The following is a 25835-nucleotide window of genomic DNA, read 5'->3' on the forward strand; positions in this document are numbered from 1 at the left end:
CGTGACCGACCGTGGCCTGCCAATCCGCCGCCTTTGCCCGCAGCGGCTCCCAGCGGGCTCGCGTCGCATCAAGCAGAGGCCGACTCGGACAGCTCGACAATCATGTCCCGCAGCTCGGCCGCCCGCTCGAACTGCAACTCCTTGGCCGCCTGCTTCATCTCTTTTTCCAGTTTCTGAATCAGCGACTTGCGATCCCGCGGGGACATCCTCTGCGCCTGCTCGATGACGCTCACATACTCTGCCTTCTCTTCCGCGGCGCGCGTGGCCTCTATGACCTCCCGTACCGCCTTTTGTATCGTCTGCGGGGTGATGCCGTGCGCCTCGTTGTACGCCTGCTGCTTGCGGCGGCGGCGCTCCGTTTCTTCAATCGCCACCCGCATCGAATCTGTGACCTGGTCCGCATACATGATGACTTGGCCGTGCGCGTTGCGGGCTGCCCGCCCAATTGTCTGAATGAGCGACCGTTCGGCGCGCAGGAACCCTTCCTTGTCCGCGTCGAGGATGGCGACCAAGGCCACCTCCGGCAGGTCCAGTCCTTCCCGCAGGAGGTTGATGCCGACCAACACGTCAAATGTCCCCAACCGCAGTTCACGCAGGATTTTCATGCGTTCTATGGTCTTGATGTCCGAGTGCAGATAACGGACCTTGATCCCCAGTTCCTTGAGGTAGTCGGTTAGGTCCTCCGCCATCTTCTTGGTCAATGTGGTCACCAGCACCCGCTCGTCGCGACGAATGCGGACGTTGATCTCGCCGACCAAATCGTCAATCTGTCCCTTGATGGGACGGACAAAAACCTCCGGATCCAAAAGCCCGGTGGGACGAATGATCTGCTCGACCAACTGCTGCTGGTGTTCCAGCTCGTACGGCCCTGGCGTGGCGGAGACAAAGATCACCTGACCCAGCCGCTGCTCAAACTCTTCAAACGTCAGCGGGCGGTTGTCCGCCGCCGAAGGCAACCGAAACCCGTGCGAGATCAGCGTCTCCTTGCGCGTCCGGTCGCCACCGTACATCCCCCGCACCTGCGGCAGAGTGACATGCGATTCGTCAATCAGGGTCAAGAAATCTTTAGGAAAGTAATCAAGAAGGGTATGCGGCGGTTCTCCGGCCGCCCGTCCCTCCAGATGGCGCGAGTAGTTTTCGATCCCGGAGCAATAACCAATCTCCAGCATCATCTCGATGTCATAGTTGGTCCGTTGCTCCAACCGCTGCGCCTCCAGGAGCTTCCCCTCACCGCGCAGCTCTTCCAGCCGCTCGGCGAGTTCCCGGCGGATGCGCTCTATCGCCCGCTCCAGTCGCTCGCGCGAGGTCACGAAGTGCGACGCCGGGTAAATCCCGACGTGCTCCCGCACTCCCAGCACCTCGCCGGTCAACACGTCGATTTCGGTGATGCGGTCGATCTCGTCGCCAAACAGCTCTACGCGAATCGCCTGCTCACCACGTGAAGCCGGAAAGATCTCCACTGTATCGCCGCGCACCCGGAACGTCCCGCGCGTAAAATTGATGTCGTTGCGCTCGTACTGCATGTCGACCAGCCGGCGCAGGATGTCGTCGCGGCTGCGCACCATGCCGGTACGCAGGGACAGTACATGGCCACGATACTCGTCCGGATCGCCCAAGCCGTAAATGGCCGAGACACTGGCCACGACGATGACATCCCGCCGTTCCAGTAGAGACGCGGTCGCCGAGTGGCGCAGTTTGTCGATCTCGTCATTGATCTTCGCGTCCTTCTCGATGTACGTGTCGGTCGAAGGGATGTACGCCTCCGGCTGGTAATAATCGTAATAACTCACAAAGTACTCGACCGCATTATTGGGGAAAAACTCTTTGAACTCGGCCGCCAGTTGCGCGGCCAACGTTTTGTTATGGGCAATGACCAGGGTCGGCCGGTTGACCCTGGCAATGACGTTCGCCATGGTAAAGGTTTTGCCCGATCCGGTGACCCCGAGCAACGTCTGATACTTGAGATTGGACTCGAGTCCCTTGACCAGCTTATCAATGGCTTCCGGCTGGTCCCCCGTCGGACGATAGTCAGAGACCAGTTCAAACTGACCGTTGTCGATGGACAACACGGATCGCCCCTCTTGTCGGCGCCCACCACCCTCGTCAGGGCGCGGCCTGGTGCGCCGCGGTAACTACCGCGTCCGCAGACGCAGTGTGCTACCTTTTATGTTACCATAACGGCAAAAAGGGAACAATTGTTCTGATTCAGGGGCTCATCGATGTGTGGCCGCTCCAGAACAATGCGGGACGAGACGAAAGCGAACGCGAGTGACATCTTGTGGCGGCAACTGGTGGGAGAGCGTAATACGGAATCGATCATCACGACAAACTAATGTAGTTAGCTTAAAATGAATGCATATTAGTTTTTGCTGGCCCAATGAAAGTGTTGGCATGACGGCACAAGTCAGCTAACCCAGGACCACGATCAAGGAGGGTAAACCTATCAATGAGAATGACTTATTTCGGGAATTGCATCCAACTTACGTTTTACCCTGGCGTATTCCCAGTGAATTGCTACCTCGTCAAAGAGGCTGACGGACTAACTTTGATTGACACAGGACTTCCGTCGAGCGCCAAGGCCATTCGCACGGCAGCTCAGAAGCTCGACATGCCGATCCTGCGGATCGCACTCACGCATGCCCACGGGGATCATGTTGGTTCCCTCGATACATTGCGCAAAGCTTCGCCTAACGCGGAAGTTATGATTTCAGTCCGCGATGCCCGACTGCTTCGTGGAGACACCAGTATTGATCCTAGCGAGCCGCAGGTTAAGGTCCGCGGTTCGGTGAGACCGTGTAAGACAAGTCCTACTCGCCTCCTCAATGCAGGAGACCGCATTGGTTCCCTTGAGGTGATTTCGTGCCCAGGACATACACCTGGTCATGTTGCCTTTTTCGATACAAGGGATAGAACTCTCATCGCAGGTGATGCGTTTCAGACACAGGGAGGAGTGGCAGTTTCGGGTACGGTACGACCACTATTCCCGTTTCCTGCACTTGCAACCTGGCACAAGCCTACAGCTCTAACCAGCGCGAAACACTTACGTCAATTGCGTCCGTCTCACTTAGCTGTGGGACATGGCAATATACTTGTTAATCCACTCGAAGCCATGGATGCCGCCATTAAGATGGCCGAACGCAAGTTGAAGGGGAAGATATAGAGATGGTCGCTAGGGCTGGATTGGATAGAATGTCCGTCGTTCTCACCGCGGCTAGATTAGCCGATGAAGTTGGATTTGAAAATGTCACACTTGCGGCAGTGGCCTCGCGTCTTGGCGTACGCATTCCCTCACTGTACAATCATGTCAAAGGTTTACCGGGGCTGCGTCGGGAACTTGCCCTTTACGGCATACGTGAATTAAACAAGCGACTCCAAGGGGCCGCCATCGGCAAAGAGTCTGATAAGGCCATTGAATCAATGCTATATGCATACCGCTCATTTGTCAGGGAACGCCCCGGCCTTTACCAGGCAACTTTGCACGCGCCTGATCCGCAAGACCGTGAGGTACAAGAGGCATCCCAAGCCATCATTGAAACGGTACTGACCGTGCTGGAGCCGTTTCATTTTAAATACGAGGACGCCCTACACGTTGTCCGTGGCTTCCGTAGCGTCGCTCATGGTTTTGTATCGCTCGAAGCAGCGGGAGGCTTTGGGCTCTCTCTCGATACAGACGAGAGCTATCGTCGGCTGATATCCGTCTTTCTTCGCGGTTTACATTGCAGCTCACTTTAACAAAACGAGCCGGGGGTTCCCGGCTACGGTATTCAAGTTGACGGGAACCTGTTAAAAGTGGAGTGACAGAAGCATCATCCCCCTGAGAGGCATACGTCTGTTTTTTTGGCATCAATTAGGAAATCGAGAATTTTCTGATACACGACATCCACCTCAACAGAACTGTTCCGAAAACGATGCTGCTCCCGAACGCACCTCAGATCGGCAGCACCAGCTGCCGGCTGGCCCCATCCGACCGTTTTGCCGCGGATGATGCCGTGCCGCCGACACCACTTTCTGCTGCCGCCGACGGAGCAGCTTCCACCATCCGCGGGGCATGCGAGTCCAGCCCAAACTCCGCCATCAGGGCGCGCGCTCGGCGCAGGACCGGATCGACATAGGCGGTTGGCGGGTAGGCCGTCCGATACAGCCGCTGATAGCGGGCCACTAGATGCGGGTAACGCTGGCGCAGAGTCTGCATGAACCACTGTTTTACCTCTGGGGTGAGACGGAGGATGGACGGCACTAAAAAACGAGCGTGCATAGCGGCTGCGGCTTCGACGACCGCCCGCAGTTGCGGCGTCGAATCGGTCAGATAGGGTACGATTGGTGCCAAAAACACACCTGCCGGGAGACCGTTTGCCGCCAACTCGCGTACGGCGGCCAAGCGCTTGTCCGGCGCTGGCGTGGCCGGCTCAAGATTTCGCCAGACCTGCTTGTCCAGGGTGTGCACGCTGATGTTGATAGAGTGCAAGCGCATCCTCTGCAGGATGTCGAGGTCTCGAAGGATGAGCGGAGAGCGAGTCGTGATGGAGGTGGGCACCTGGTATTCCGCGAGCACCTCCAGGCACTGCCGCGTGACTCGGCGCTTGGCCTCAATCGGTTGATATGGGTCTGTGGCGGTGCCGATGGTCACCAGCCCAATGTCAGCCGCCAGGCACTGCAAGTCGCCCCCGCACCGGCGCAGCTTGCGCTCCAGCTGATCCGCCAAGGCGTCGGCGGCGTTTGCCTTCACCAGAACGTTTCTGCGGAACGTGTCGTCGGCCCCCATGCCCAGGTACGTATGCGTCACACGCGCGTAGCAGAAACTGCATCCGTGCGAACAGCCCCGGTACGGGTTGATGGACCAATGAAACGGCATGCTGGGGGCGTTCACCCGATTCATCGCCTGTTTTGTCAAAACGTCTTGGTATGTCGGCGGCTGACGCACTGGCACCCTCCTCCGTCACGGACCACCCACGTGAACTGTCGCGGTTTACGAATCGCACTTTGGGAATCCATGACTTCGAACGTATGTTCCCATACGTCCATTATACCCTGGCCGGGCGCGTTTGCAATCGTTTCTCCCTCTGTGCAAGAACGCCACACGGTCTACGCATTCTCCAGAAGGGCGGATTTTCGCACATGTCAGCAGCGGATGCGTTCCACGCTGCGGTGCGATATCCCTGCTGGAACACCAACAGGGGCTGGATCGTACGCACGATCCAGCCCCCGCAAAACAAAACCGCGCATTCTATGCCTGCTCCCGTGCCAGCCAGGGCAGCGCCGCGGCGCCGATGACACCGGCCTTTGCGCCCAGCTGGGCTGGTACAATCGGCACGTCCATCCCGTAGCTCCTACGGAAATAGTTGCTCCCCAGCGCCTGCAGCAGCGCTGCAAACAAAGGCTGCCCGATGCGGGCCACCCCCCCGCCAATGACAATCAAGTCGGGGTCGTACAGATTGACGATGTTCACCAGGCCGATGCCCAGATAGTAAAACGCTGTGTCGAGAACCTGTTGTGCCTTGTTGTCCCCGCGCATCGCCAGTTCAGCCACCTGCTCCGCCGTCAGGGCCCGCCCGAACGCCTCGCTCGCCATGCGGGCAATGGCTGTTCCCGACGCCACAGCCTCCAGGCATCCGCGGTTCCCGCAGTTGCAGCGGGCGCCGTCCGGATCGACAATCATGTGGCCAATCTCGGCAAACCCGCCGGCGGCCCCCTGGCGCACCTGCCCGTCGATCACCACGCCGCCGCCGATACCGGTGCTGACAGTGATGTACACCATCTGCAAGCTGCCCTGGCCGGCCCCAAAGCGGTGCTCAGCAACCGCAGCCGCGTTGGCGTCGTTCTCCAGGTACACGGGAAGGCCATACACCTCATGCAGCTCGTCCCGCAGCGGGATCTGGTCCCATCCCGGCAGGTTGGGCGGACCCAACACCATGCCGGTGTGCGGGTTGAGAGGCCCGGGAGCCCCGATACCGATGCCGATGACATTGGCGCGACCCACCCGGTCCAGCATTCTATCGATGGTATCGCGCATACGTCGGATGACGGCATCCGGACCGTCCGCCGCCATCGTCGGCAGCTCCAGTGTGTGCTGCAGGGTGCCCTGTTCGTCGAGAACCCCGGTCAAGATTTTGGTGCCGCCCAGGTCAACGCCAATACTGTACACGGCGGGTGTTCCTCCATTTCTCAGCGCTGTCGGCGCGCCCGCCGTGCGCTCATTCGTGATCGTACGTATCATATAGGCTCGTTACCTGCAAAGCCTGCGCAAACTCGTCGCGCGACAACGGTCGCGACAGGGACGACTTGGCTACCGTGATTGTACGCGGCGCATCGGCCGACAGGTCAAAAAAGTTGTCGCTGAACACCGCGTCCGCGCCAGACAAATCGAGCGCCACGTACTTGGCGTACGCCTGCGCCGAAACGCGCACCACAAAGGCGTCACCCGCGTCCTCCACCGCGACGGACAGGCGCGGATTGACAAATTCGAAGTGTTTGGCCGGCGCCAAAAGCAGCGTGCCCTGACGCACCCCGTCGCCAGTCTCGAAGCTGTATTCGAGATAGGTGCGGCGCCGCACGTCCATGTCCGCGCACACATCGGACACATCGAGGTCGATGACCTTTTGCGGCAAAAGCGCCGGCACTCTGACCACCTGTTCGCCGGCGCGCAAAACCTGCGACTGGGCGTCGCAGAGCCGCCAGCGCACTGTGCCGGTGACCTCCTGCAAGCGGTCGTTCGTCAACCACAGCGCCACCTGGCTGCCGTCTTCGCAGGCCGAGATGAGAAGCGGATCGAAAAAGCGCTTGGCGAAGTAGTGCAGCGCCTTCCACCGTCCATAATAATCGATGCTGGACCAAGAAGCGACCGGCCAGCAGTCGTTGAGCTGCCAATAGATGGCCCCCATGCAGCGCCCGCGGTGGCGGCGCCAGTGCTCGACCCCGTACTTGATGGCTTCCGCCTGCAGGATTTGGGACGTGTACACAAGCGCAGGCAGGTCCTTTGGATAGCGGAAGTTCTCGGCCAGGTAGTATAAAATCTTGCCGTTGGCCGATCCGTTCTTCTGGTGATTCTCCATCACATACGAGAAGACGTTGCGGTCCTCGGGCTCGGTGAAGGTCTCTATCGTCTTGATGGACGGAAAGGACTGAAATCCAAACTCCGAGCAGAAACGGAAGTGGAACTTCCGGTACTCCGTGAACGGCTTGAGCCCGTGCCAAACATCCCAGTAGTGGACGTCGCCGCGGTTCTCGTCGTTCGGGTTGTCAAAGCCGCCCCCCGACGACGGCGATGCCGGCCAGTAAGCCACCTGCGGCGCTTCCTGGCACGCCACCTGCGCCAACACCTGCTCAAACATCTTCAGGTAGTCCTGGCGCAGGTCGTCGGGCTTCGGGAATTGCCAGTCCGCCCAAGCCACCTCCATCTCGTTGTTGCCGCAGAGCAGCCCCAGGCTGGCGCGGTGGCGCAGCCGGCGCAGGTTGTCGACGGCCTCCTGGCGGATGTTGTCTTCAAACTCAGGCGTCAGCCGGTAGACACCGCAGGCAAACATGAAATCCTGCCACACCACGATCCCCAACTCGTCGCACAGGTCGTAGAAGTAGTCCTCCGGATACAGACCGCCGCCCCACACACGGACGAAGTTGAAATGGGCCGCCACACAATCTTCGAGCAGCCGCCGGGTTTTCTCCCGGCTGCGCCGGGCCAACAGGTTGTCTTCCGGGATGTAGTTGGCTCCGCAAGCGAAGATGCGCACCCCGTTGACCTCAAACAGGAACGATTCTCCCCACTCGTCCGGTTCCCGCACCAAGCGCAAAGTGCGCAGCCCGATACGAAACGACCGCGCGTCCCACGTCTGACCGGCCGCTTGGAGACGCACCTCCACCTGGTACAGAGGCTGCTTCCCGTAGCCATTCGGCCACCACAGCTCCGGGTTGCCGATCTCGACCGCAAGCGCGTTGCGCCCGCGCGCCGCGGATTGGTGTGCGCGCTGGACGTGGCCGTCCGGTGCGGTGACCTCCACCACCAGTTCCAACGAAGCGTCCTGCCAGGCCTCGACGTCCGCCAAGACGTCCAGCCGTACACGACCGTCCGAGTGGCGCTGGTCGACACGCACATCGGCAATTCGGCCGACCCGGTAGGCGCGCAGAAAGATGTCGCGCCAGATTCCCAAATCGGGAATTTTAGGACCCCAATCCCATCCGAACATGTAGTGCCCTTTGCGCACATGCGGAAAGCCCTCGACCGAATCGCCGGGTCCCCAGAGTGGATCCCGCGCGTTGGCCTCCAAGATGTAGTTGAGGGCCGAACGAAAGACGATGCGAATGTGGTTCTGCCCGGGATGCAGCAGATGCTTCACATCGAACTCATACGTCCGGTGCATATTATCGGTGTGCGCAACATGCTGACCATTGACCTCAATGTCCGCCAGCGTATCGAGACCCAGGCAGGTCAACAGCACCCTGTCGGCGGCGAGCAGCTGCTCATCCACCTGGAAGTCCCGCTCGTACTCGTAGTCCTGATTCGCCACGTCGAAAACGCGCAGCTCGTTGTCGCGATAGAATGGGTCGGGAATGCGGCCCGCGCGCAGCAGGTCCAAATACACGGACCCCGGCACCTGAGCTGGGATCCACTCCGTTGCATTCACAGCCTTCATGCGCCACTTGCCATTCAGATCTATGATCACACGATGTCCCCCTATTCCGTATGCACCCATCCGTACACAACGAGCTTCCCCGCTGCTCATCCAGATGCCACCTTGGCCGCGTAGCGCTCACGAATGCACTCCGCTTCTGGTGTCGCCCACGCGCCTGACCACACTCTATCGAAATCGCTTACAGGCGAACATGGATTGAATTGAGATTTATGGCGCTTCTATCACCAATACAGACGCCGTTTGCATAACAAAAAACGAATGGAAACAAGCCCAAACGATTGACATTCCGTGCAAGTATAGTCATCGTGCGTGTTCCATCCAGAGGATCCCTTCAACCGGACAGGCGCCGCGCCCCAGCGTCGCCGCGCCCACGGGGCGCACGCCGGCTACGCAGCCAAGCCACTCCCCACAAACACAGCAGAATCCCCGATAACCACAAGCCCCACATGTCCTCGTGGCACCAGTTGGCCGAGTTGATGGCCTGCCACACCGGGCCCGCGAGACCCCCAGCCAAAATCTGCGCCCACTCAAAGGTGCCAACCATCCAAGCTGCCCCTGTCGACAGGGCGGTGACCGTCACGTTGTAGCGCCAGCGCCGCACGGGGTCTTGGTTCGCCCAACCGTAGGCTCTGGCCATGCACAACCCGTCCAAACCGTCCAAAAGGCTCATGCCCGCCGCAAACAACAGGGGCAACACCAAGACACTCAAGCCTTCCAGAGGTGTCCAGATGTGCGTATGTATATCCCCGGCTGTCGCCGTACCAAAAGCCAATAGGGCAATCTCGGTCGCTGTGTCGAAGCCGAGACCAAACAACAAGCCCACAAAATACATGTGCCAGTCACAGCTCACCCAGCGCAGACTGAAGCCGAACACGGTGCTCAACAGCCCCGTGGCCGACGCATGCTTGTGCTCCGCTCCCGCATACAACTGTCTGTTGCGCGACAGCGTCCACAACAACGCCCCGTTCCAGATGGCCACCACGTACAAGAAGGCCGCCGAAACCACGGACCCGGTGAGCGTCAATGTGCCCGGAGCGGTGGTCACCCAGTGGCGGGTGCAGACCGCCAGGACGGCAGTCAGCCCAAACACCACGGTAGAATGCCCCAGTGAGAAGTACAGCCCCACCGCCCGCGGGCTGGATCGTTCGTGCAAAAGTTTGCGCGTGGTGGTGTCGATGGCGACAATGTGATCAGCATCGACCGCGTGCCGCAGGCCAAACAGATACGCCATCGGCCCCAGCGTCCACAGGCTCGACACATGATGGGCCCCCCACCACCACGTCCCCCATCCCAGGCACTGCAGAATGCCTATCACCAGCTCCGGCGTAGAGCGGTAACCAGGGGCGCCTTGTACGCTCAAAACTCTCCCCCCCTCTCGACCGCCGGGCGCCTTAATACTTGCGCAACCGTTGCGGCATTGCGCCGTACCATTCGCGCCAGATGCGCCCCCGAACAACATGAAAGACCTGCTCCACCTCGTCGGTGGACAATCCGAACACGCGCACCATAAACCCCGGGCCCGGCAGCGGCGACAAGCCGACGCACCCCTGTACACCCAGATTTTGCACGGACTCGGCCAACACGTTATGCGTCGGGTGGGAGAGCTCATAGCCCATCACCAGCAGCGACCCATAATGGGTGTAACCTTCCATCTGGCCGAGGCCCGAGAATGTGGCACCCGGGCACAGCCACTGGTGGTCGTACAAAACCGGTCGATCATCCACCCAAACCGTCAACCACGATCGACACTCGCTGTAGCGGAACCACTGCCCATCGGCGGACCAGCCCGGGGTAAGAATCTCCGAATAAAGCAGCCGCGCGGAAGAACTCATGCGTACATGGGTACGCTGGTGATAGCGGGCATCCTCATAGGGGATGATGACATCCGGGCGAAAGTCCAAGCATCCGCCTGGCGCCAGTTCGATGGCGAGGGACTGTGTGACAGGCCGCACCGGACTCTTGTATACCTTGGTCGCGGACTGTGTGGTCAACACCGCACGCGATCCGGTATGACAGACCACGGTCAATTCGTACACGTCCCCTTCCACACACCCGCCACCCACGTGAATCAGGTATAATTGTGGATCTGGCCCCACTCCGTACACCGGACGGGACAGGCGCAACGCACCTTCTTCGACCAAGGACTGAATCTCAGTCCGCCCCCGCCGCTCCGCCAACTCCATCCGCAACCGCCCCGTCCACTTCGGGGAACGGGCCTCAGAGTCCGGCCAAGAATGCGTGCTCATGCAACCACCCGACCACTTCGGCGACACCGACGTCATCCCGCAGATTGGTAAGGAACAGTGGACGACCCGCCCGTGCCCGCATGGCGTCCCGCTCCATAACTTCCAGGCGGGCTCCGACGTACGGCGCCAAGTCAATCTTGTTGATGATGAGCAGGTCCGATTTGATCATCCCCTGCCCGTTCTTACGCGGAATCTTCTCCCCCTGGGCCACGTCAATCACGTAAATTGAGAGATCGACGAGTTCCGGGCTGAAGGTTGCCGACAGGTTGTCGCCACCGCTCTCGACAAAAATGACATCCAGGTGTCCGTGACGGTGAAGCAGTTCCTCCATCGCGGCAAAATTCATGGAGGCGTCCTCGCGGATGGCGGTGTGCGGACACCCGCCCGTCTCGACCCCGATGATGCGGTCCTCGGGCAGAACCCCTTCGCGAATGAGGTAATTCGCGTCTTCCTTGGTATAGATGTCATTGGTAATGACCGCGACACTGAACTGCGGATACAACTGGCGTGTCAGTTTATCCACCAACATCGTCTTGCCGGCGCCAACGGGACCGCCAACACCAATGCGTACCGTTTCCAAACCGGAATCCCTCCCTGAGGGCTACGACATGAAAATTCGTACGTGAAGCTGACTGTGCCGCAGCTGAGCCATCTCCAATCCTGGAGAGACGGCGCCAAAGTCGCAATCCTGCAGCTCAAGCACCCTGCTCACAGAATCGGGAATCTGCACCCGTAGCGCAGAGAGCAGCTTTTGTCCGTCGGTCTGCCCCAGCGGGATAGCGCGCACCCCGTTCTGCACCTGGACAGCCAGGCTGCTGTACAAATAGCCAGCCAGCCCACGTGGCATGTCGACCCCGGCGGCGCGCGCAGCCAGTCCATACACCACCGCTGGATGCCCGTGAACATGACCGGCCCGGACGCCTTGCTCGTATTCCGCCAGCAACGCTTCCCCTGGAAACAAGGCGCGGGCAATCACCACCAACCGTTTACCCATGCGGCACGCCGCGCTGCGGGTCTCCTGCGGAACGTTGTTCACATACAAGCGCCCGTCCACCGTCGCGACCCGCTCGAAATCGTGGTCCGCAGCCGCCTCGTGAACAAGCCGGAAGGCGAAGCCATCCGTGTACACCAGCGGCCCTCGCAGATGGGCCTCCAGGTACTCCCGAAAGGTTGCCGCGTCGCGCACGCGGCCATCCTGGATGTACGTCTCCAGCCCCCACGAATGAGCGTAAGCGCCGGATGGAAAATTGGAATCATACAATTGAAGCAGGATTAGCAGCGCGTCCATCATATCGACCATCAAGCGTGCTTATGCCCGTGACTATGAGTGTGCTCCGCGATATGCCGAAACGGCTCCCGCAGCACCCGTTCTTCTCGGGCGAAGGGGACATCGAGGCTGACGAACAGCTGCTCCAACAGCGGATCGTCGGCGACGATCAGGGTATCCCCCATCAGCTGGACCGGCACATGGCGATTCCCCAGACGGTGCGCCACCTCGCCCATTTCCCGCAGCGACCTGGGAGAAACCACCAGCACTGGCTCTGGCGACACCGACACCACGACAGCCTCCTCGTCGTCCATCCACAGGATGTCTCCATCGCGCAAGGTGCCGCAGTCCGCGGGCAGCCGCAGCCCCAATTCCCGTCCGGATTCGGTGCGAAGCCGCTGTATCCGTTTCAGCAGGGCTTCCGAATTCACCCACACCCGGTCCAACCGGCGGGAACCCACGGCGTCCCGGTGTATATTGCCGACCACCTGGGTGCAAATCACGAAAAAACCTCCGTTTCTCTTGTGGTCATGGGCCGCAGACGAACGGATTGGCCGACGCTCAAAACAGAAAGTACCGCTGCGCCATCGGCAACCTATCCGCAGGTTCACAGTGAACCGACTCCCCATCCACCCGCACCTCATAGGTCTGCGGATCGATCTCGATTTCGGGGGTCAGGTCGTTGTGCCGCATGTCCGACTTCCGCAGGCGCCTCGTCCCCGACACGGGCAACGTGCGTTTTTGCAGGCCCAGCCTCTCGCCAATCTGGTTCTCCTGCGCCACCTGGGACACGAAAGTCACGCAGGTGTCAAACCGCGCCCCGCCCAGGGCGCCGAACATGGAACGATACAGGACAGGCTCGGGCGTCGGGATGGAGGCATTGGCATCCCCCATCGCAGACAGCACAATCATGCCGCCTTTGAGCACCAGGTCGGGCTTGATCCCAAAGAAGGCCGGATCCCACAGGACCAGGTCTGCCAGCTTTCCTTCCTCCACCGAACCCACATAGGCGCTGATGCCATGGGTGATGGCCGGGTTGATGGTGTACTTCGCGACATACCGCTTCACGCGCGCATTGTCCCCCACCCGCCCGACATCGTCGGGCAGCTTCCCGCGCTGGCGCTTCATTTTGTCCGCCGTCTGCCAGGTGCGGATAATCACCTCGCCGACACGCCCCATCGCCTGCGAGTCGGAACTCATCATGCTGATGGCGCCCATGTCATGGAGGATGTCCTCCGCCGCAATGGTCTCCGGGCGAATCCTAGAATCGGCAAAGGCGACGTCCTCCGGCACGTTCGCATCCAGGTGGTGGCAGACCATCAGCATGTCGAGGTGTTCAGCCACCGTGTTCACAGTGAACGGGCGGGTCGGATTGGTAGAGGACGGCAGGATATGGGGATAGGAAGCCACTTTCATGATGTCCGGAGCGTGCCCTCCCCCGGCGCCCTCCGTATGATAGGTATGAATCACGCGCCCTGCGATGGCCTCCAGCGTCCGCTCAACAAACCCGCTCTCGTTCAATGTGTCGGTATGGATGGCCACCTGCACGTCCATCTCGTCAGCTACCCGCAGGGCCGTGTCTATCGCCGCCGGCGTGGATCCCCAGTCCTCGTGGAGCTTCAACCCAATCGCCCCGGCCTCCACCTGCTCCACCAGCGGATCGGCATGGGAGGCGTTGCCCTTGCCGAGAAACCCCACGTTCACAGGCAGCCCATCGGCCGCCCGCAGCATTCGGTGCAGGTTCCATGCCCCGGGCGTGCAGGTCGTCGCGTTCGTACCGTCCGCTGGGCCGGTGCCCCCGCCGAGCATCGTGGTGATCCCCGAAGCCAACGCCGTCGACACCTGCTGCGGAGAGATGAAGTGAATGTGCGCATCCACGCCCCCCGCTGTGAGGATTTTTCCCTCACCCGCAATCACCTCGGTGCCCGCGCCAATCAGGACGTTCACCCCATCCATTACCCACGGGTTTCCCGCCTTGCCGATGGCCGCAATCCGACCATCCCGAATCCCAACGTCCGCCTTGTAGATCCCGGAGGCGTCCACAATCACCGCGTTCGTGATCACCAAATCCATCACGCCGTCCGCCCGCGTGGCGTGAGGGTGCTGTCCCATGCCGTCCCGAATCACCTTTCCCCCGCCAAATTTCACCTCGTCTCCGTACACAGTGAGGTCTTTCTCGATCTCGATAAACAGTTCCGTGTCGGCCAACCGCACGACGTCCCCGGTTGTGGGGCCAAACATGTCCGCGTACTGTCTGCGCGACATCCAGAGCGTCATGACTCGGTTTTCCCCTCCAGCGGACCTTCTGTACGGGCGTTGAACCCGTGCACGCGGCGCTCCCCGGCAAACGGCACCAGTTCCACCGTCCGGGCATCCCCCGGCTCAAACCTGGCCGCCGTTCCGGATGGAATATTCAGGCGCTTACCCCACGCCTGCGAGCGGTCAAAGACCAGCGCCTCGTTGACTTCGTAGAAATGATAGTGGGAGCCGACCTGAACTGGCCGGTCGCCGCGATTGACCACGGTCACCGTGACCACCGGCCGGCCCTCGTTGCATGCTATCGGATCTTCCAAAAGTAGATATTCCCCAGGTATCAAAGACACTCCACCTTTGGTCAAAAATTCAGGGTCTCGCCCAGCGGTCCCGGTGCAACCCTTCCGCCGCTAGGAGATGGGGTTGTGCACCGTGACCAATTTGGTTCCGTCCGGAAACGTCGCCTCCACCTGAATTTCGGGGATCATCTCGGGAATCCCCTCCATGACATCGTCGCGTGAGAGCACCTGTCGGCCCAACACCATCAGTTCCTCCACCGACTTGCCGTCTCGGGCGCCTTCCAAGATCTCGCAGGTGATGAGCGCCACAGCCTCAGGGTGGTTCAGCTTCAATCCACGCTCTCTCCGCCGTCGCGCCAGATCCCCCGCCACGACCAGCAACAGTTTTTCCGTCTCCCTATCGGTCAGTCTCACGTCAGGTCTCCACCGGTTCCTTGTCGAACACCGTCTCGGGCTGAGGAATGCCCGGCACCGGACACTCTTCGTATCCAATCGTTGGCCGAGTCAACCGTTCAACCCGCGCCGCCGCTTCGTCCGGACGGGCCACCCATTCTTTGTAAAAGTCGAATGGGCACTCGGCCACCCCTTTGTCCCCTTCTCCGGAGTGGTAGATACCGGTGTAACCCCGGTGCAGCAGCTTGAACAGATGATTTTGCGACTGGGCGCTGCGGCGAAAGTTGCGAATTTGCGACACGGACAACTCCGCGTACTGGATGCTGTTTTCCTCCGCCCCGCACTCGCCGAGTGTTCGCCCATCAAAACCGATGATGGCAGAGTGCCCAAAATAGGAATAGACCCCGTCGAATCCACTCGCATTGGCCACCGCCACATAGCAGTTGTTGGCCCACGCCATCGCCTTGGCCATCAACACCTGCTGTTCCTGCGCTGGATACATGTATCCCTGCGCACGTACAATCAACTCCGCCCCCTTCATCGCACAATCCCGCCAGATCTCTGGATAGTTGCCGTCATCGCAGATGATCAGGCTGACCATCAATCCTTTCGGTCCCGGAGTGACAAATGTCTGGTTCCCGGGATACCACCCCTCAATCGGCGTCCAGGGCATGATTTTGCGGTACTTCTGCACGATGTTCCCTTCGTTGTCCATGAGCACGAGCGTATTGTACGGACGCTTGAGGGGGTGATCTTCATGGCGCTCGCCCGTAATGGAGAAAACCCCCCATGTGTTGGCAGCGCGGCAGGCTTGCGCAAAGATCTCCGTCTCCTTGCCTGGAATCGTAGTTGCCGTCGCCATCATTTCGTCCACGTCATACATGATTCCATGCGTGCTGTACTCGGGGAATACCACCAGGTCCATGCCCGGCAGCCCCTGCTTCATGCCCACAATCATGTTGGCAATCCGACGCGCGTTCTCAATGACCTCCAATTTGGTGTGCAATCTCGGCATTTTGTAATTGACGACTGCAACCCCCACCGTATCCTTGCTGCTGGAGATATCCCCATGGCGCATCGCACTCGCTCCTCTCGCAGATGGTTGATCCGCCGTTTCCTCAGTGCCCGATTTGCCACGGACGATGCGCACGCTGCATCGCAGCCGGGTGATGATGGTGCGCCTGCGCGCGCCACTCGGCGGCCGACACCCGCCTCGGCTCGGAACCGCGTTCCATCCGCTGCCTGAGTAAGGCGGATTGCCGAAGCACCCCAAACGGCCTGTATACGCGCACCGCCTTGCGGCCGCACTGCGGACACACCGCCACCGAAACGGCCTCCCGCATGCTCAGTGTGAGTTGAAACTCCCCACATTGCCCACAGCGAAACCCATACTCCGGCATAAGCCTCCTCCTCGCTGGAAATGTCACGCGTGCGGCAGCACGTCCCGGTCAAAGATGGCCGTCGGGATGGCCAGAGTGCAACAAGCGTTAGGCACGTCGACAATGCCGCTGATGCGCCCCTCCACAGGCGCCGTCCCCAAGATCATGTAAGCCTGTTCCGCCGTGTAGCCCAATACCTGCAGGTACGCGATCGCGTTTAGACAGGCTCGCCTGTAGGCCACATTGGCGTCCAGGTAGTGTTGGGTGCCGGCTGTCTCCTCCACCGAAATCCCTTCAAAAACCAGGTACTCGCTGAAGCGAGGCTCCACGGGCCCCGGCCGAAATACAGGATTGTCCGTAATACCGTATTTGGCCATTCCGCCTTTGATAACGTCGACGTGCAGGTCTATCCACCCGCTCATCTCGATGGCGCCGCAGAACGTGATCTCTCCGTCTCCCTGCGAAAAATGAATGTCGCCGACGGACAACTTGGCCCCGGGCACGAATACGGGGAAGTAGATACGGCTGCCTTTCGACAGGTTTTTGATGTCACAATTGCCCCCATTTTCTCTCGGTGGCACGGTGCGAGCAGCCTCTATGGCCACCCTGTCGAATTGCGCACCGCGCAATGAACCCAAGACCGCGCTTCGCGGCTCAGGCAGGTTGGCCAAAGGCGGAACCCTGCCTGGATTGGATCTGACCAATTCTCGCTCCCGCGCATTCCACGCGGCCAACAATTCGCGGGAAGGCGCTACCCCTATCAACCCCGGATGAATCAGGCCGGGAAAACGGACACCAGGCACGTGACGGGACGTGGTGTAAATTCCGTGAAAATCCCAAATCGACTTTCGCGCCTCGGGGAAGTAGTCAACCAGAAACCCGCCCCCGTTCTCGCGCGCGAAGATACCATTGTATCCCCATTCGGCCCCTGGCAGGGCACCTATGTCGAGGATATCCACCACCAACAGATCGCCCGGTTCTGCGCCCTCAATGTGGACCGGGCCGCTGAGCACATGCACTCGGTTGAGGTCCACCTCACGAATATCGGCAGGGTCGTCATTATTCTGAATCTGCCCGTCGGTCCAGTCTTTGCATTCAATGCGAAATTCCGATCCGGGCTTGACCGATACCGCAGCGGGAATGTCGGGATGCCAACGATTATGGCCGGGTACATCCTGCTCCTCCATTGGCTTCGACAGATCGATATGGAACAGAACCTCAGGCATAAACAGTGTCCTCCCCTCAGCGGATTGCAGACGGGCATGGAATGAAAGGTTAACTGGATGACGTCTGCAAGACCACTTTAGCACGTCAACCACAAAACACAACGCTTATTGTCATATATTATAACAATAAAACCCGGATCCAAAGCTGTCCTATTCAGCAAATACAGTCGATCACGTTCAAATTTGTCATGTTAAATTACAATCGCAATTGAAGCGTTCTGCTTCACGTGATAAAGTGTACTCACGCCAAATCAACGCAAAACTCTACCATTTATTGAAGATTGGCGTGGAAGAGAGGAGTGGAGAAAATGTCGGTGCTGGATGTGGAACAAAGCCAGAAGATCAGACAGAAGCGAGCCTTCAATCGGTGGGTCAACAACCCGGTGATGGAAGACTACGCACTGCGCTACGCGCCGCGTTCGTTCCGCCGGTGGAGCGAATTCACGGTGGCCAACTCGGCGCTGGGCGGCATCGCCTACATGGCCGACTTTGCCATCGGCGGTTCTATCGCGTTGAGTTACGGATTCGCCAATTCACTGTGGGCCATCCTCGTCGTTTCAGCCATCATCTTCGCCACCGGCATTCCGATTGCCTACTATTCCGCCAGGTACAACATCGATATGGACCTGCTCACCCGCGGTGCTGGATTCGGGTATTATGGATCCACCTTGACTTCCCTGGTGTATGCGTCGTTCACGTTCATTTACTTCGCCACCGAAGGTTCCGTCATGGCGCAGGCATTAAATCTCTTCTTTCATATCCCGCTTGCGGTGGCCTACCTCATCTGCTCGTTGGTTGTCATCCCACTTGTGATGTACGGGATGACCGCCCTGTCCAAGCTGCAGGTCCTTACGCAGCCCGTTTGGCTGATCATGATGCTCGGTCCACTGGCGGCCATCGCCATCAAAGACCCGAGCGCGTTCACGTCCTGGAGCCACTTTGCCGGTGCGTCCGCATCAGGTGTGGCCTTCAGCCCGCTAGAATTCGGCCTGGCCTGCGGCGTGACTCTGTCACTCATCGCCCAAATTGGAGAGCAGGTGGATTATCTGCGCTTTATGCCCGACCTCACCCCAACCAACCGCTCCAAGTGGTGGAGTGCGGTGCTCATTGCAGGCCCCGGCTGGGTGATTCTCGGCGCCCTGAAACAGATTGCCGGCTCATTCATGGCTTCTTACATCGATCCGATGGTCGGCAAGGTACAAGCGGATGAACCGATTCGCATGTACACCTACGCCTTCCATGCCGTCATCCCGAGCATGTTCGTCGCGCTGGCGGTGGCCACCTTCTTTGTGCTCTTATCGCAGATCAAGATCAATGTCACGAACGCCTACTCGGGGTCCCTGTCCTGGTCGAACTTCTTTTCTCGCATTTTCCACTTTCATCCTGGGCGAGTGGTTTGGCTGTTCTTAAACGTAGCTATCGCTTTAGCTCTGATGGAATGGGGAATCTTCGGCTTTCTCAACAAGGTGCTCGGGTTCTATTCCAATGTCGCCGTGGCCTGGATAGGCGCCCTGGTGGCAGACATCGTTATCAACAAAAAGATTCTGGGCATCAGTCCACAACACATCGAATTCAAGCGCGGACATCTGTACAACTTCAATCCGGTTGGATTTGGGTCCATGATCATCTCCTCAGCCGTCTCCATCGCCGCATTCTTTGGCGCGTTCGGATCCACCCTGCAGGCGTTTTCGGCTCTCTTGTCCCTCGTCCTGGCGTTTGTACTGGCCCCCATCATCGCGCTGGTGACGAAAGGAAAATACTATATTGCACGAGACAGCCGTCGAGACCTCGACGTGCAGACTGCGCCATCCCCGGAACCGCCGCACCTGACTGGTCAGGTTGAGGCCACCTGTTCGTGCTGTGGTTACTCGTATGAACCGGAGGACATCCTGCATTGCCCTTTCCATGCCGCACCGATTTGCTCCTTGTGCTGCAGCCTCGAACAGGTGTGCCACGATCAATGCAAAAAAACGCCGCGGACAGTCCCGGAGGTGACAGCACTGCACTCATAATCTCATAATATCGAAGACACTCCGCAGCCACCCCTGGACAAAGAAAAGCGGCCCCGCAACACGGGCCGCCGTGCATGTACCGAGATACCCGCCCGGAGCCGAAGGCGGGCGGCCGCATCGGGCTACTCCCGCATCCCAAGCGCCACGCGCCGCGGGGTGCGTGTTCTTTGCCGGCGGCTCCGGGTAACAGAAATCAAATCGGGCATCGGCGTGGTCTTCTGCAAGAAGAACGCCAGGATGAAAGCCAGAACCAACAGCCCCGTGGCAATCATGAACGCGTCGTTGATGCCCATGACCATCGCCTGCCGGCTGAGATCAGCCACCTGCACCTTGTCTGTCGGCAATACGTGGTGACTGACCAGCAGCTGTTTCAAGTGTGTGGCCGTGCGGCTGGCCATGATGCTGACCAACAACGCCATGCCGACGGCGCCTGAAACCATGCGCAACGTGTTCGACATCGCGGTACCATGAGGATAATAGCGCTTGGGCAACTGATTCAGCCCCGCCGTCATGATTGGCATCATGAGGATGGAAATACCAAACATGCGCGCCGTGTAGACCGCAGTCACGTAGGCAAAACTGGTATCCAGCTGAAGCCGCGTCAACGCGTAATTGGTCGCCGCGGTGACACCCAAACCGACCACCGCGAGCCAGCGTGCACCAATCTTGTCGAACAACCGGCCTGTGATGGGCGACATGATGCCCATCACCACGCCGCCAGGAAGCAGCATCAGGCCCGACATTAAAGGCGAGAAACCACGCACATTTTGCATGTAAATCGGCATCAACAGCATCCCAGCGAACATCGCCATCGTCACAATCAACAGGATGGCGGTGGTCAGGGTGAACATCGGGTAACGGAAGATGCGGAATTCAAGGATAGGCTGGTCGATGCTCATCTGCCGCCAGACAAAGCACAACAGACTGATACCCCCGACCGCAAACGATATCACCACATCGACCGCTCCCCAACCAACGCTGCCAGCATTGCTGAACCCATACAGAATGCCGCCGAAGCCGAGACTGGACAAAACCACGCCCCACACGTCAAACTTAGGATTCCTCGTTTCTGTCACGTTACGCAGAAACAATGCCGATACAACCAAGTCCACCAATGCAATCGGCAAGATAATAAAGAACAGAATCCGCCAAGAATGGTTTTCAACAATCCACCCTGACAAAGTCGGTCCCAGTGCCGGTGCAAAGTTCAATGCGATGCCGAATATCCCCATGGCCCAACCGCGCCGCTCCACGGGAAACAAGGAAAAGATCACGTTGGTCACCAACGGCATCAACACACCTGCACCTACCGCCTGTATGACACGTCCGACCAGGAGCGTGAAAAAGTCCGGCGCAGCACCACAGACCAAGGTCCCGGCGGCAAACAACGCCATGGACGCCAGATAGAGCTGTCGCGTGGTGAACCGCTCCAACAGAAAGGCGGTGACGGGAATGACGATGCCGTTCACCAACATGTAGATGGTGGTCAACCAATCCCCGGTCGTAGCACTGATTTCCAGCCGATCCATAATCTGCGGCAGAGCCACATTCATCAAGGTCTGATTTAGAAAGGCCACAAAAGCGCCCGCAATCATCAACACGAAGATGGGCGCCACGCGAACTCCGCCGTTCTGTTCGTTCGTACTTCGTGGCGTCATCTGTTGCTGGCTCATAATAATCTCCTCTCCCTCCAGCAAATTCTCTATGCTTTTTTAGCGACCGGAATTTCCGGTCTCCGGACAACCGGCCACAGGGACACTCAATGGATCGGTCCGCAAGAATCATGCAGGGTGATCTCGATTACGTCGCTGTTGAGAAGCCTGACTGAGTCTCAAAAGCATCATACCCTATACGTCCTTTAACGATGGAGACGGCCCCACCTGACTGGCCCCCATTTCAAGGCCAATCTTATAGCTCATTCCTGGGTATGATATTGAGAAACAATTAGTGGAATTTGGCAGGATGTTGGCGAGATCATTTCTGAACTGTATTTGACTCTGGACCCGCAGTAAAGAACAAAACAGCCCACCGACGGATGCTGTGCACCCTGGGGACCGTTGCGTCCTTCATGCAATTCCATGTGTAGTTTATCATGTCATCATGTATATGCAAGAGGGTAAAATGTGAAAAAATTGTTACACAGTCTCTATGCACTGTATATTTGTACCCATGAACTCGAGATTTGGTTTCCGCTCGCAATCCGCTGCCTAGTCCACATAGCACCAAGACGGTTTCAGCTCTCGAAATGAGGGGGCCTTGTCACCCTTATTCATCCTTACTCTGTGTTGAAATGGGATTCAACACTGCGGCTTATCTCGACGACATTCACGTCCTCGTAATGAGGCGGAACCATGTCTACGTCCACAGTCTCAGGTCCTGCTTGTGCTCCCATCCACGTGAGGAATCCGGCTACAGCTGTGATCACGAGAATGGTGTATTCATAAGGCATCAATTTCGACAATCCTAGCAGGTAAAAGCTATAAAATCCCGGAATCACATTGGCCAAAGTCGATACCGCGCTGAAACCCGTGGAACGTGTGTGAAACGGGTAACGCTCAGCCGTATACGTCAGCACCATTCCAGAAAACGGCGCGACCGTAAGCACGATAACAAAGAAGCCAATGACGCCAATCCAAGTAAAAGAAGCCCCATTATTCGCTAGGCGTATAACCAGATAATATAAAAGAGTAGACAGGATGAAAATCCAAGCGCCGCCCAACATCAAGGCTCGCCTGCGTCCTATCGTCTGGCTCCACGCTCCTAGCAATATCCCTCCAAGCACAATCCCGACATTCCCACAAAGCACCAGGATGTCAACCTCCCTGGGAGGTTGGTGCAGGACATTAATCAATAAGGAAGGCACGAAAGACACAGCAGCCTGTATAGCGAAAATATACCCATTGTATAGAAGGAATATTTGACCGAATGTTTTGATGTTTGATAAGGAAAAAATTTCTCGGACCGGTCTTTTGCTTGCATTCCCTTCTTCGTGAAACAATTCTAAGTCTCCCACTCGGCTTATGAAGAAGATGAGTATTACCCCAAGTACGACTCCCACAAAGAACGGAATACGCCATCCCCATTGTGTGAACTCTGTCTCGGAAAGCATACTATTCATGACCAATTGCACGGCGCTGAGCAAGATGACACCGGTTGTTGGAGCTACGCCGAGCAGGCCGCCGATCAATCCCCTCCATCGTTTGGGGCTGCGTTCCAAGGCCAATGGCACAGATCCGCCTAGGCCGGCGGCGGAAAACGCACCATTGACAAACCGCAGGAACAAAAATAACCCGATAGCAGCGTAGCCCCACTGAGCATACCCAGGTATAACCGCTAGTAAAAAAGTGCCTATCGTAAATCCGATGGAAGTGACAATGACCAGCCGCTTACGCCCGATACGGTCACCAATGGGCCCCAGAACAAGTCCACCGACTGGCTGGGCCAGCATGGAAATAGCAAAGGCCACGTTAACCAGCGTGACCTGAACCACAGTGGGCAAGGAAGGGGGCTCGAAATACCCAATGGCCGCCGGCAACACGAGAGTGGGAAGAAACAAATCATATGTGTTGAGCATCCCGGCAAGCCAGCCCCCTAGAATGGCCCGCTTCCTGTCCGGGGTAAAAGGACGTGACACTGCGGCTTCGTTTACGCTCACGACGTTGCCCCCTCATCATAAAGTCATAACAGAAGAATCAAGCGACCGGTGTTTCGCACCCTTACCCTCTCGTCTCACCCGTTAAGCACGCAATGGGGGCCGAGGCACAGGTATTGACTCCCCGTTCTCCCACCTGGCAAGAATGTACTGAACGCGCGCAGCATCAGCCAGTTCCATCGCTTCAATTGCTGTAAAGGCTTCCGCAGAGCACCCAGGTAATTCTGGATATTCGGCATGTCGCACCCACTGTCCATCTGGCCTTTGTAGCGACCATACTTCAAGAATGTATGGGATAGCTAAATAATCATCTATCGTCATGATGGGCTCCCCTTTCCCAAGACCGCGGTCATTCATGGACGCTGAGCCAGAACCTCCGGGTGTTCTACAAAAGCTTGCCGAAGCTCACGGGTGGCTTCTACCCAGTCCACACCTTCCGGAAGTATCACGCTACCCGAACGAGTCCTATATACTTCGGGTTGGGCAACGCCAGGAGGCGTGATGTTCTTGTCCGCCAGTGCACGGATTGCTGACAGTAAGCGACGTCTCACACGGATGACCATGGCGTCAGACACCGCGAGATGTTCTTGTGTCCGATCATAAATAGGTCCCATACTTTCCTGTACCGCTCGATCCTGAACAGGCAAATACTTAATGCCGGAATAATCGAGTCCCTCGCGTTGACGCTCCCTATCCAAGCCATAATCATTGCTTGAGTTGAGCGCGCTTCTGAATCTCCCGAACCAGTCGCTGGTGTTGGGCAACATGGGCGTTTGCACCGTCGGATATTTATCAGAATCCCCCAACAATGGATGCCGTTTGGGCCAATTGTCTTGATCCGGAGACTTACGAATCATGATGAACGACATCGTGTGATGATCATCCATCGGAACCCAAGCGTTGGTTATCACATGATGTCCGAGTATTCCCTCAGGCGATTGCGTGAAGAACGGAAATAAGAAATTGGCAATTCTCCAGTACATATATCCTGGTTTAGCAGGCCTGTACGCCCCGTACATACATCCATACTCGGTGTCTACGACAGCATAGCGAGGCGCCCTATCCTTTACCGTATAGTGCAAAAAGGTGCCTTCCTGTGTGTCCTCCGGCTGTATGGAGCCAAAGTGCAAAAAACCAGCATGACTTGTATCAATCTCTCCTTCTACTGTCTGAAGCCAATTACACTCCAACATCGTGGGAATGATGGCATATTCCCCTTCTGGCAGCTGATTGACTTCAATATCAGGCAGCGGCGGAGGTGTTTTGCGTGGGCCCATGTATGCCCACACAAGTCCTCCGCGCTCCACGCACGGATAGGCTACTGCTTTTACTTTGTGTTTGAAATCGCTTTCTTTAGGTTCATTCGGCATGTCTATACAATTTCCGTGAACATCAAATTGCCACCCATGGTAGACACAACGAATTCCACAATCACTGTTACGACCGAAGAACAAACTCGCTCCACGATGAGGACAGTGATTTTGTATCAATCCCACCCTCCCTAAACTATCGCGAAAGGCTATCAACTTTTCTCCGAGCAACATGACGCGAATCGGATCACAGTCAGGCTTGGGGAGTTCCGACGAAAGCAACGCCGGTATCCAATATTGTCTCATCAAGTTCCCCATCGCAGTGCCCGGTCCCACACGACAAAGCATCTCATTCTCTTCAGGACTCAGCATCAATGTCACTCCCTACCACGGATGATTGACAGTAAGTTTACTTTTGGATGTTGGGCAGATGACATGAAGTGTGCAGCAGTCGACTTGGGGTGCTCCATGAGACAAGAGTTGCTGGGCATCCGAGGTCACGCATTCAACCTATTTGGCGATAACATGCAAACAATCATTTGGACAATCGATTCTTCCACGACCTCATGAACCTCGTGCTTCAAGAAAGGGGCGTTAAGCGCGTAAGTCTTGCTTCTTCCGACGCGAAATCCACTTGCCAGTCCTTCACCCCCGAATAACGATGGAACCCACATCAGACGGATTAATCCAGAACATCATTGACATCATTATTGTTCATCAATAATGTTCTCAACAAGAAGTATACACGATTATTATATTCAATGTCAAACCTAATTGAACTTTTTATGTAGTTTGATTAAATAAATGATTAAGCGCGAGTCACCAGGCAATACTCATGGAGGACAGGACAAAATTCAGGCAGAACGCACTCGGGGGACAGAGAGATAGAAAACACGCGACCCGGTTCGCCGCATCAGGAATGTCCTTTTACACCCCCTGATCCACAAAATAACTTATATTCACAATATTTATACCAATATCTCATAGTTCCGCTCAATCGTCTGTCTGACATGGAGAATGTGACGTTTTACTTGTTGTTCAGCCAATTCCGGATCTCTCATTGCCAATGAATGAAAGATACTGTAGTGCTCAGCCACCGATTCCTCAGCACGTCCGGGAACTAAGATGGTTCGAAAATGATACCGGTTAAGTTGCGTCTTGATGGTTCTTACCA

General features: G+C 57.6%; 22 protein-coding genes. 3 read left to right on the top strand and 19 right to left on the bottom strand.

Annotated elements, in window-relative coordinates; all coding sequences use genetic code 11:
- Positions 1-68 precede the first annotated feature (68 nt).
- The gene (uvrB, locus tag AK2_RS07000; protein WP_067932837.1) at positions 69-2066 is read right to left on the bottom strand and encodes an excinuclease ABC subunit UvrB; all 1998 of its coding nucleotides are present in this window, start codon (positions 2064-2066) and stop codon (positions 69-71) included.
- Between the two features lie 386 nt (positions 2067-2452).
- Here uvrB and AK2_RS07005 point away from each other — a divergent pair, with 386 nt between their 5' ends.
- On the top strand, positions 2453-3160 hold the full coding sequence (locus AK2_RS07005; RefSeq protein ID WP_369406123.1) for an MBL fold metallo-hydrolase: 708 nt from the start codon (positions 2453-2455) through the stop codon (positions 3158-3160).
- Positions 3161-3189: 29 nt separating this feature from the next.
- Positions 3190-3732, top strand: coding sequence for a TetR/AcrR family transcriptional regulator (locus AK2_RS07010; RefSeq protein WP_245632803.1), 543 nt, complete (start codon positions 3190-3192; stop codon positions 3730-3732).
- Between the two features lie 196 nt (positions 3733-3928).
- Here AK2_RS07010 and AK2_RS07015 read toward each other — a convergent pair whose 3' ends face one another.
- From AK2_RS07015 to fmdA, 14 genes are all read right to left on the bottom strand, one after another.
- Complete coding sequence (locus tag AK2_RS07015) at positions 3929-4921, bottom strand: SPL family radical SAM protein (protein ID WP_245632804.1); 993 nt, start codon at positions 4919-4921, stop codon at positions 3929-3931.
- A gap of 303 nt (positions 4922-5224) precedes the next feature.
- Entirely contained in the window at positions 5225-6142 is a 918-nt protein-coding gene (locus AK2_RS07020; RefSeq protein WP_067932764.1) for an ROK family protein, read from the bottom strand.
- Between the two features lie 49 nt (positions 6143-6191).
- The gene (locus tag AK2_RS07025) at positions 6192-8654 is read right to left on the bottom strand and encodes a beta-mannosidase (RefSeq protein WP_369406122.1); all 2463 of its coding nucleotides are present in this window, start codon (positions 8652-8654) and stop codon (positions 6192-6194) included.
- 301 nt (positions 8655-8955) lie between these two features.
- The gene (locus AK2_RS07030) at positions 8956-9984 is read right to left on the bottom strand and encodes a HoxN/HupN/NixA family nickel/cobalt transporter (protein WP_067932766.1); all 1029 of its coding nucleotides are present in this window, start codon (positions 9982-9984) and stop codon (positions 8956-8958) included.
- 31 nt (positions 9985-10015) lie between these two features.
- Entirely contained in the window at positions 10016-10870 is an 855-nt protein-coding gene (locus AK2_RS07035; protein WP_217994676.1) for an urease accessory protein UreD, read from the bottom strand.
- Entirely contained in the window at positions 10842-11450 is a 609-nt protein-coding gene (ureG, locus tag AK2_RS07040) for an urease accessory protein UreG (RefSeq protein ID WP_067932770.1), read from the bottom strand. Before ureG ends, AK2_RS07035 begins: the two co-directional genes overlap by 29 nt.
- Before the next feature lie 21 nt (positions 11451-11471).
- Positions 11472-12158 carry an urease accessory protein UreF gene (locus tag AK2_RS07045; protein WP_169794742.1) on the bottom strand — a complete coding sequence of 229 codons (687 nt, stop codon included), beginning with the start codon at positions 12156-12158 and terminating at the stop codon, positions 11472-11474.
- An 11-nt stretch (positions 12159-12169) separates the two neighbouring features.
- The gene (locus tag AK2_RS07050; RefSeq protein WP_067932774.1) at positions 12170-12640 is read right to left on the bottom strand and encodes an urease accessory protein UreE; all 471 of its coding nucleotides are present in this window, start codon (positions 12638-12640) and stop codon (positions 12170-12172) included.
- A 58-nt stretch (positions 12641-12698) separates the two neighbouring features.
- Positions 12699-14414 (bottom strand): urease subunit alpha, encoded by a 1716-nt coding sequence (ureC, locus tag AK2_RS07055; RefSeq protein ID WP_067932777.1) that lies wholly within the window; start codon positions 14412-14414, stop codon positions 12699-12701.
- Positions 14411-14734 carry an urease subunit beta gene (locus AK2_RS07060; RefSeq protein ID WP_067932779.1) on the bottom strand — a complete coding sequence of 108 codons (324 nt, stop codon included), beginning with the start codon at positions 14732-14734 and terminating at the stop codon, positions 14411-14413. Before AK2_RS07060 ends, ureC begins: the two co-directional genes overlap by 4 nt.
- Positions 14735-14800: 66 nt before the next feature.
- The gene (locus AK2_RS07065; protein WP_067927489.1) at positions 14801-15103 is read right to left on the bottom strand and encodes an urease subunit gamma; all 303 of its coding nucleotides are present in this window, start codon (positions 15101-15103) and stop codon (positions 14801-14803) included.
- A gap of 1 nt (position 15104) precedes the next feature.
- Positions 15105-16160, bottom strand: coding sequence for an aliphatic amidase (locus AK2_RS07070; RefSeq protein WP_067932781.1), 1056 nt, complete (start codon positions 16158-16160; stop codon positions 15105-15107).
- Positions 16161-16200: 40 nt separating this feature from the next.
- On the bottom strand, positions 16201-16482 hold the full coding sequence (locus AK2_RS07075) for an FmdB family zinc ribbon protein (RefSeq protein ID WP_067932783.1): 282 nt from the start codon (positions 16480-16482) through the stop codon (positions 16201-16203).
- Positions 16483-16505: 23 nt separating this feature from the next.
- Positions 16506-17687: a formamidase gene (gene fmdA, locus AK2_RS07080; protein WP_067932785.1), complete on the bottom strand. Its 1182-nt coding sequence runs from the start codon at positions 17685-17687 to the stop codon at positions 16506-16508.
- A gap of 308 nt (positions 17688-17995) precedes the next feature.
- On the opposite strand from fmdA, the gene AK2_RS07085 reads away from it, so the two are divergent.
- On the top strand, positions 17996-19699 hold the full coding sequence (locus AK2_RS07085) for a purine-cytosine permease family protein (RefSeq protein WP_067932787.1): 1704 nt from the start codon (positions 17996-17998) through the stop codon (positions 19697-19699).
- A gap of 122 nt (positions 19700-19821) precedes the next feature.
- Here AK2_RS07085 and AK2_RS07090 read toward each other — a convergent pair whose 3' ends face one another.
- From AK2_RS07090 to AK2_RS16415, 4 genes are all read right to left on the bottom strand, one after another.
- On the bottom strand, positions 19822-21372 hold the full coding sequence (locus AK2_RS07090; protein ID WP_067932789.1) for a DHA2 family efflux MFS transporter permease subunit: 1551 nt from the start codon (positions 21370-21372) through the stop codon (positions 19822-19824).
- A gap of 602 nt (positions 21373-21974) precedes the next feature.
- Entirely contained in the window at positions 21975-23354 is a 1380-nt protein-coding gene (locus AK2_RS07095; RefSeq protein ID WP_067932791.1) for an MFS transporter, read from the bottom strand.
- A 350-nt stretch (positions 23355-23704) separates the two neighbouring features.
- Positions 23705-25033 (bottom strand): Rieske 2Fe-2S domain-containing protein, encoded by a 1329-nt coding sequence (locus AK2_RS07100; protein WP_067932792.1) that lies wholly within the window; start codon positions 25031-25033, stop codon positions 23705-23707.
- 596 nt (positions 25034-25629) lie between these two features.
- Positions 25630-25835: FCD domain-containing protein (locus AK2_RS16415; RefSeq protein WP_157076255.1), on the bottom strand; the 206-nt coding region annotated here is incomplete at its 5' end.

The organism is Alicyclobacillus kakegawensis NBRC 103104, from assembly GCF_001552655.1.
Lineage (GTDB): Bacteria > Bacillota > Bacilli > Alicyclobacillales > Alicyclobacillaceae > Alicyclobacillus_G > Alicyclobacillus_G kakegawensis.

Coding starts and splice junctions, on each gene's coding strand:
- AK2_RS07005 (WP_369406123.1), top strand. CDS start 2,453: ATGACTTATTTCGGGAATTGCATCCAACTTACGTTTTACCCTGGCGTA.
- AK2_RS07010 (WP_245632803.1), top strand. CDS start 3,190: ATGTCCGTCGTTCTCACCGCGGCTAGATTAGCCGATGAAGTTGGATTT.
- AK2_RS07035 (WP_217994676.1), bottom strand. CDS start 10,870: ATGAGCACGCATTCTTGGCCGGACTCTGAGGCCCGTTCCCCGAAGTGG.
- AK2_RS07045 (WP_169794742.1), bottom strand. CDS start 12,158: ATGGACGCGCTGCTAATCCTGCTTCAATTGTATGATTCCAATTTTCCA.
- ureC (WP_067932777.1), bottom strand. CDS start 14,414: ATGACGCTCTGGATGTCGCGCAGACAGTACGCGGACATGTTTGGCCCC.
- AK2_RS07070 (WP_067932781.1), bottom strand. CDS start 16,160: ATGCGCCATGGGGATATCTCCAGCAGCAAGGATACGGTGGGGGTTGCA.
- AK2_RS07075 (WP_067932783.1), bottom strand. CDS start 16,482: ATGCCGGAGTATGGGTTTCGCTGTGGGCAATGTGGGGAGTTTCAACTC.
- fmdA (WP_067932785.1), bottom strand. CDS start 17,687: ATGCCTGAGGTTCTGTTCCATATCGATCTGTCGAAGCCAATGGAGGAG.
- AK2_RS07085 (WP_067932787.1), top strand. CDS start 17,996: ATGTCGGTGCTGGATGTGGAACAAAGCCAGAAGATCAGACAGAAGCGA.
- AK2_RS07090 (WP_067932789.1), bottom strand. CDS start 21,372: ATGAGCCAGCAACAGATGACGCCACGAAGTACGAACGAACAGAACGGC.
- AK2_RS07100 (WP_067932792.1), bottom strand. CDS start 25,033: ATGCTGAGTCCTGAAGAGAATGAGATGCTTTGTCGTGTGGGACCGGGC.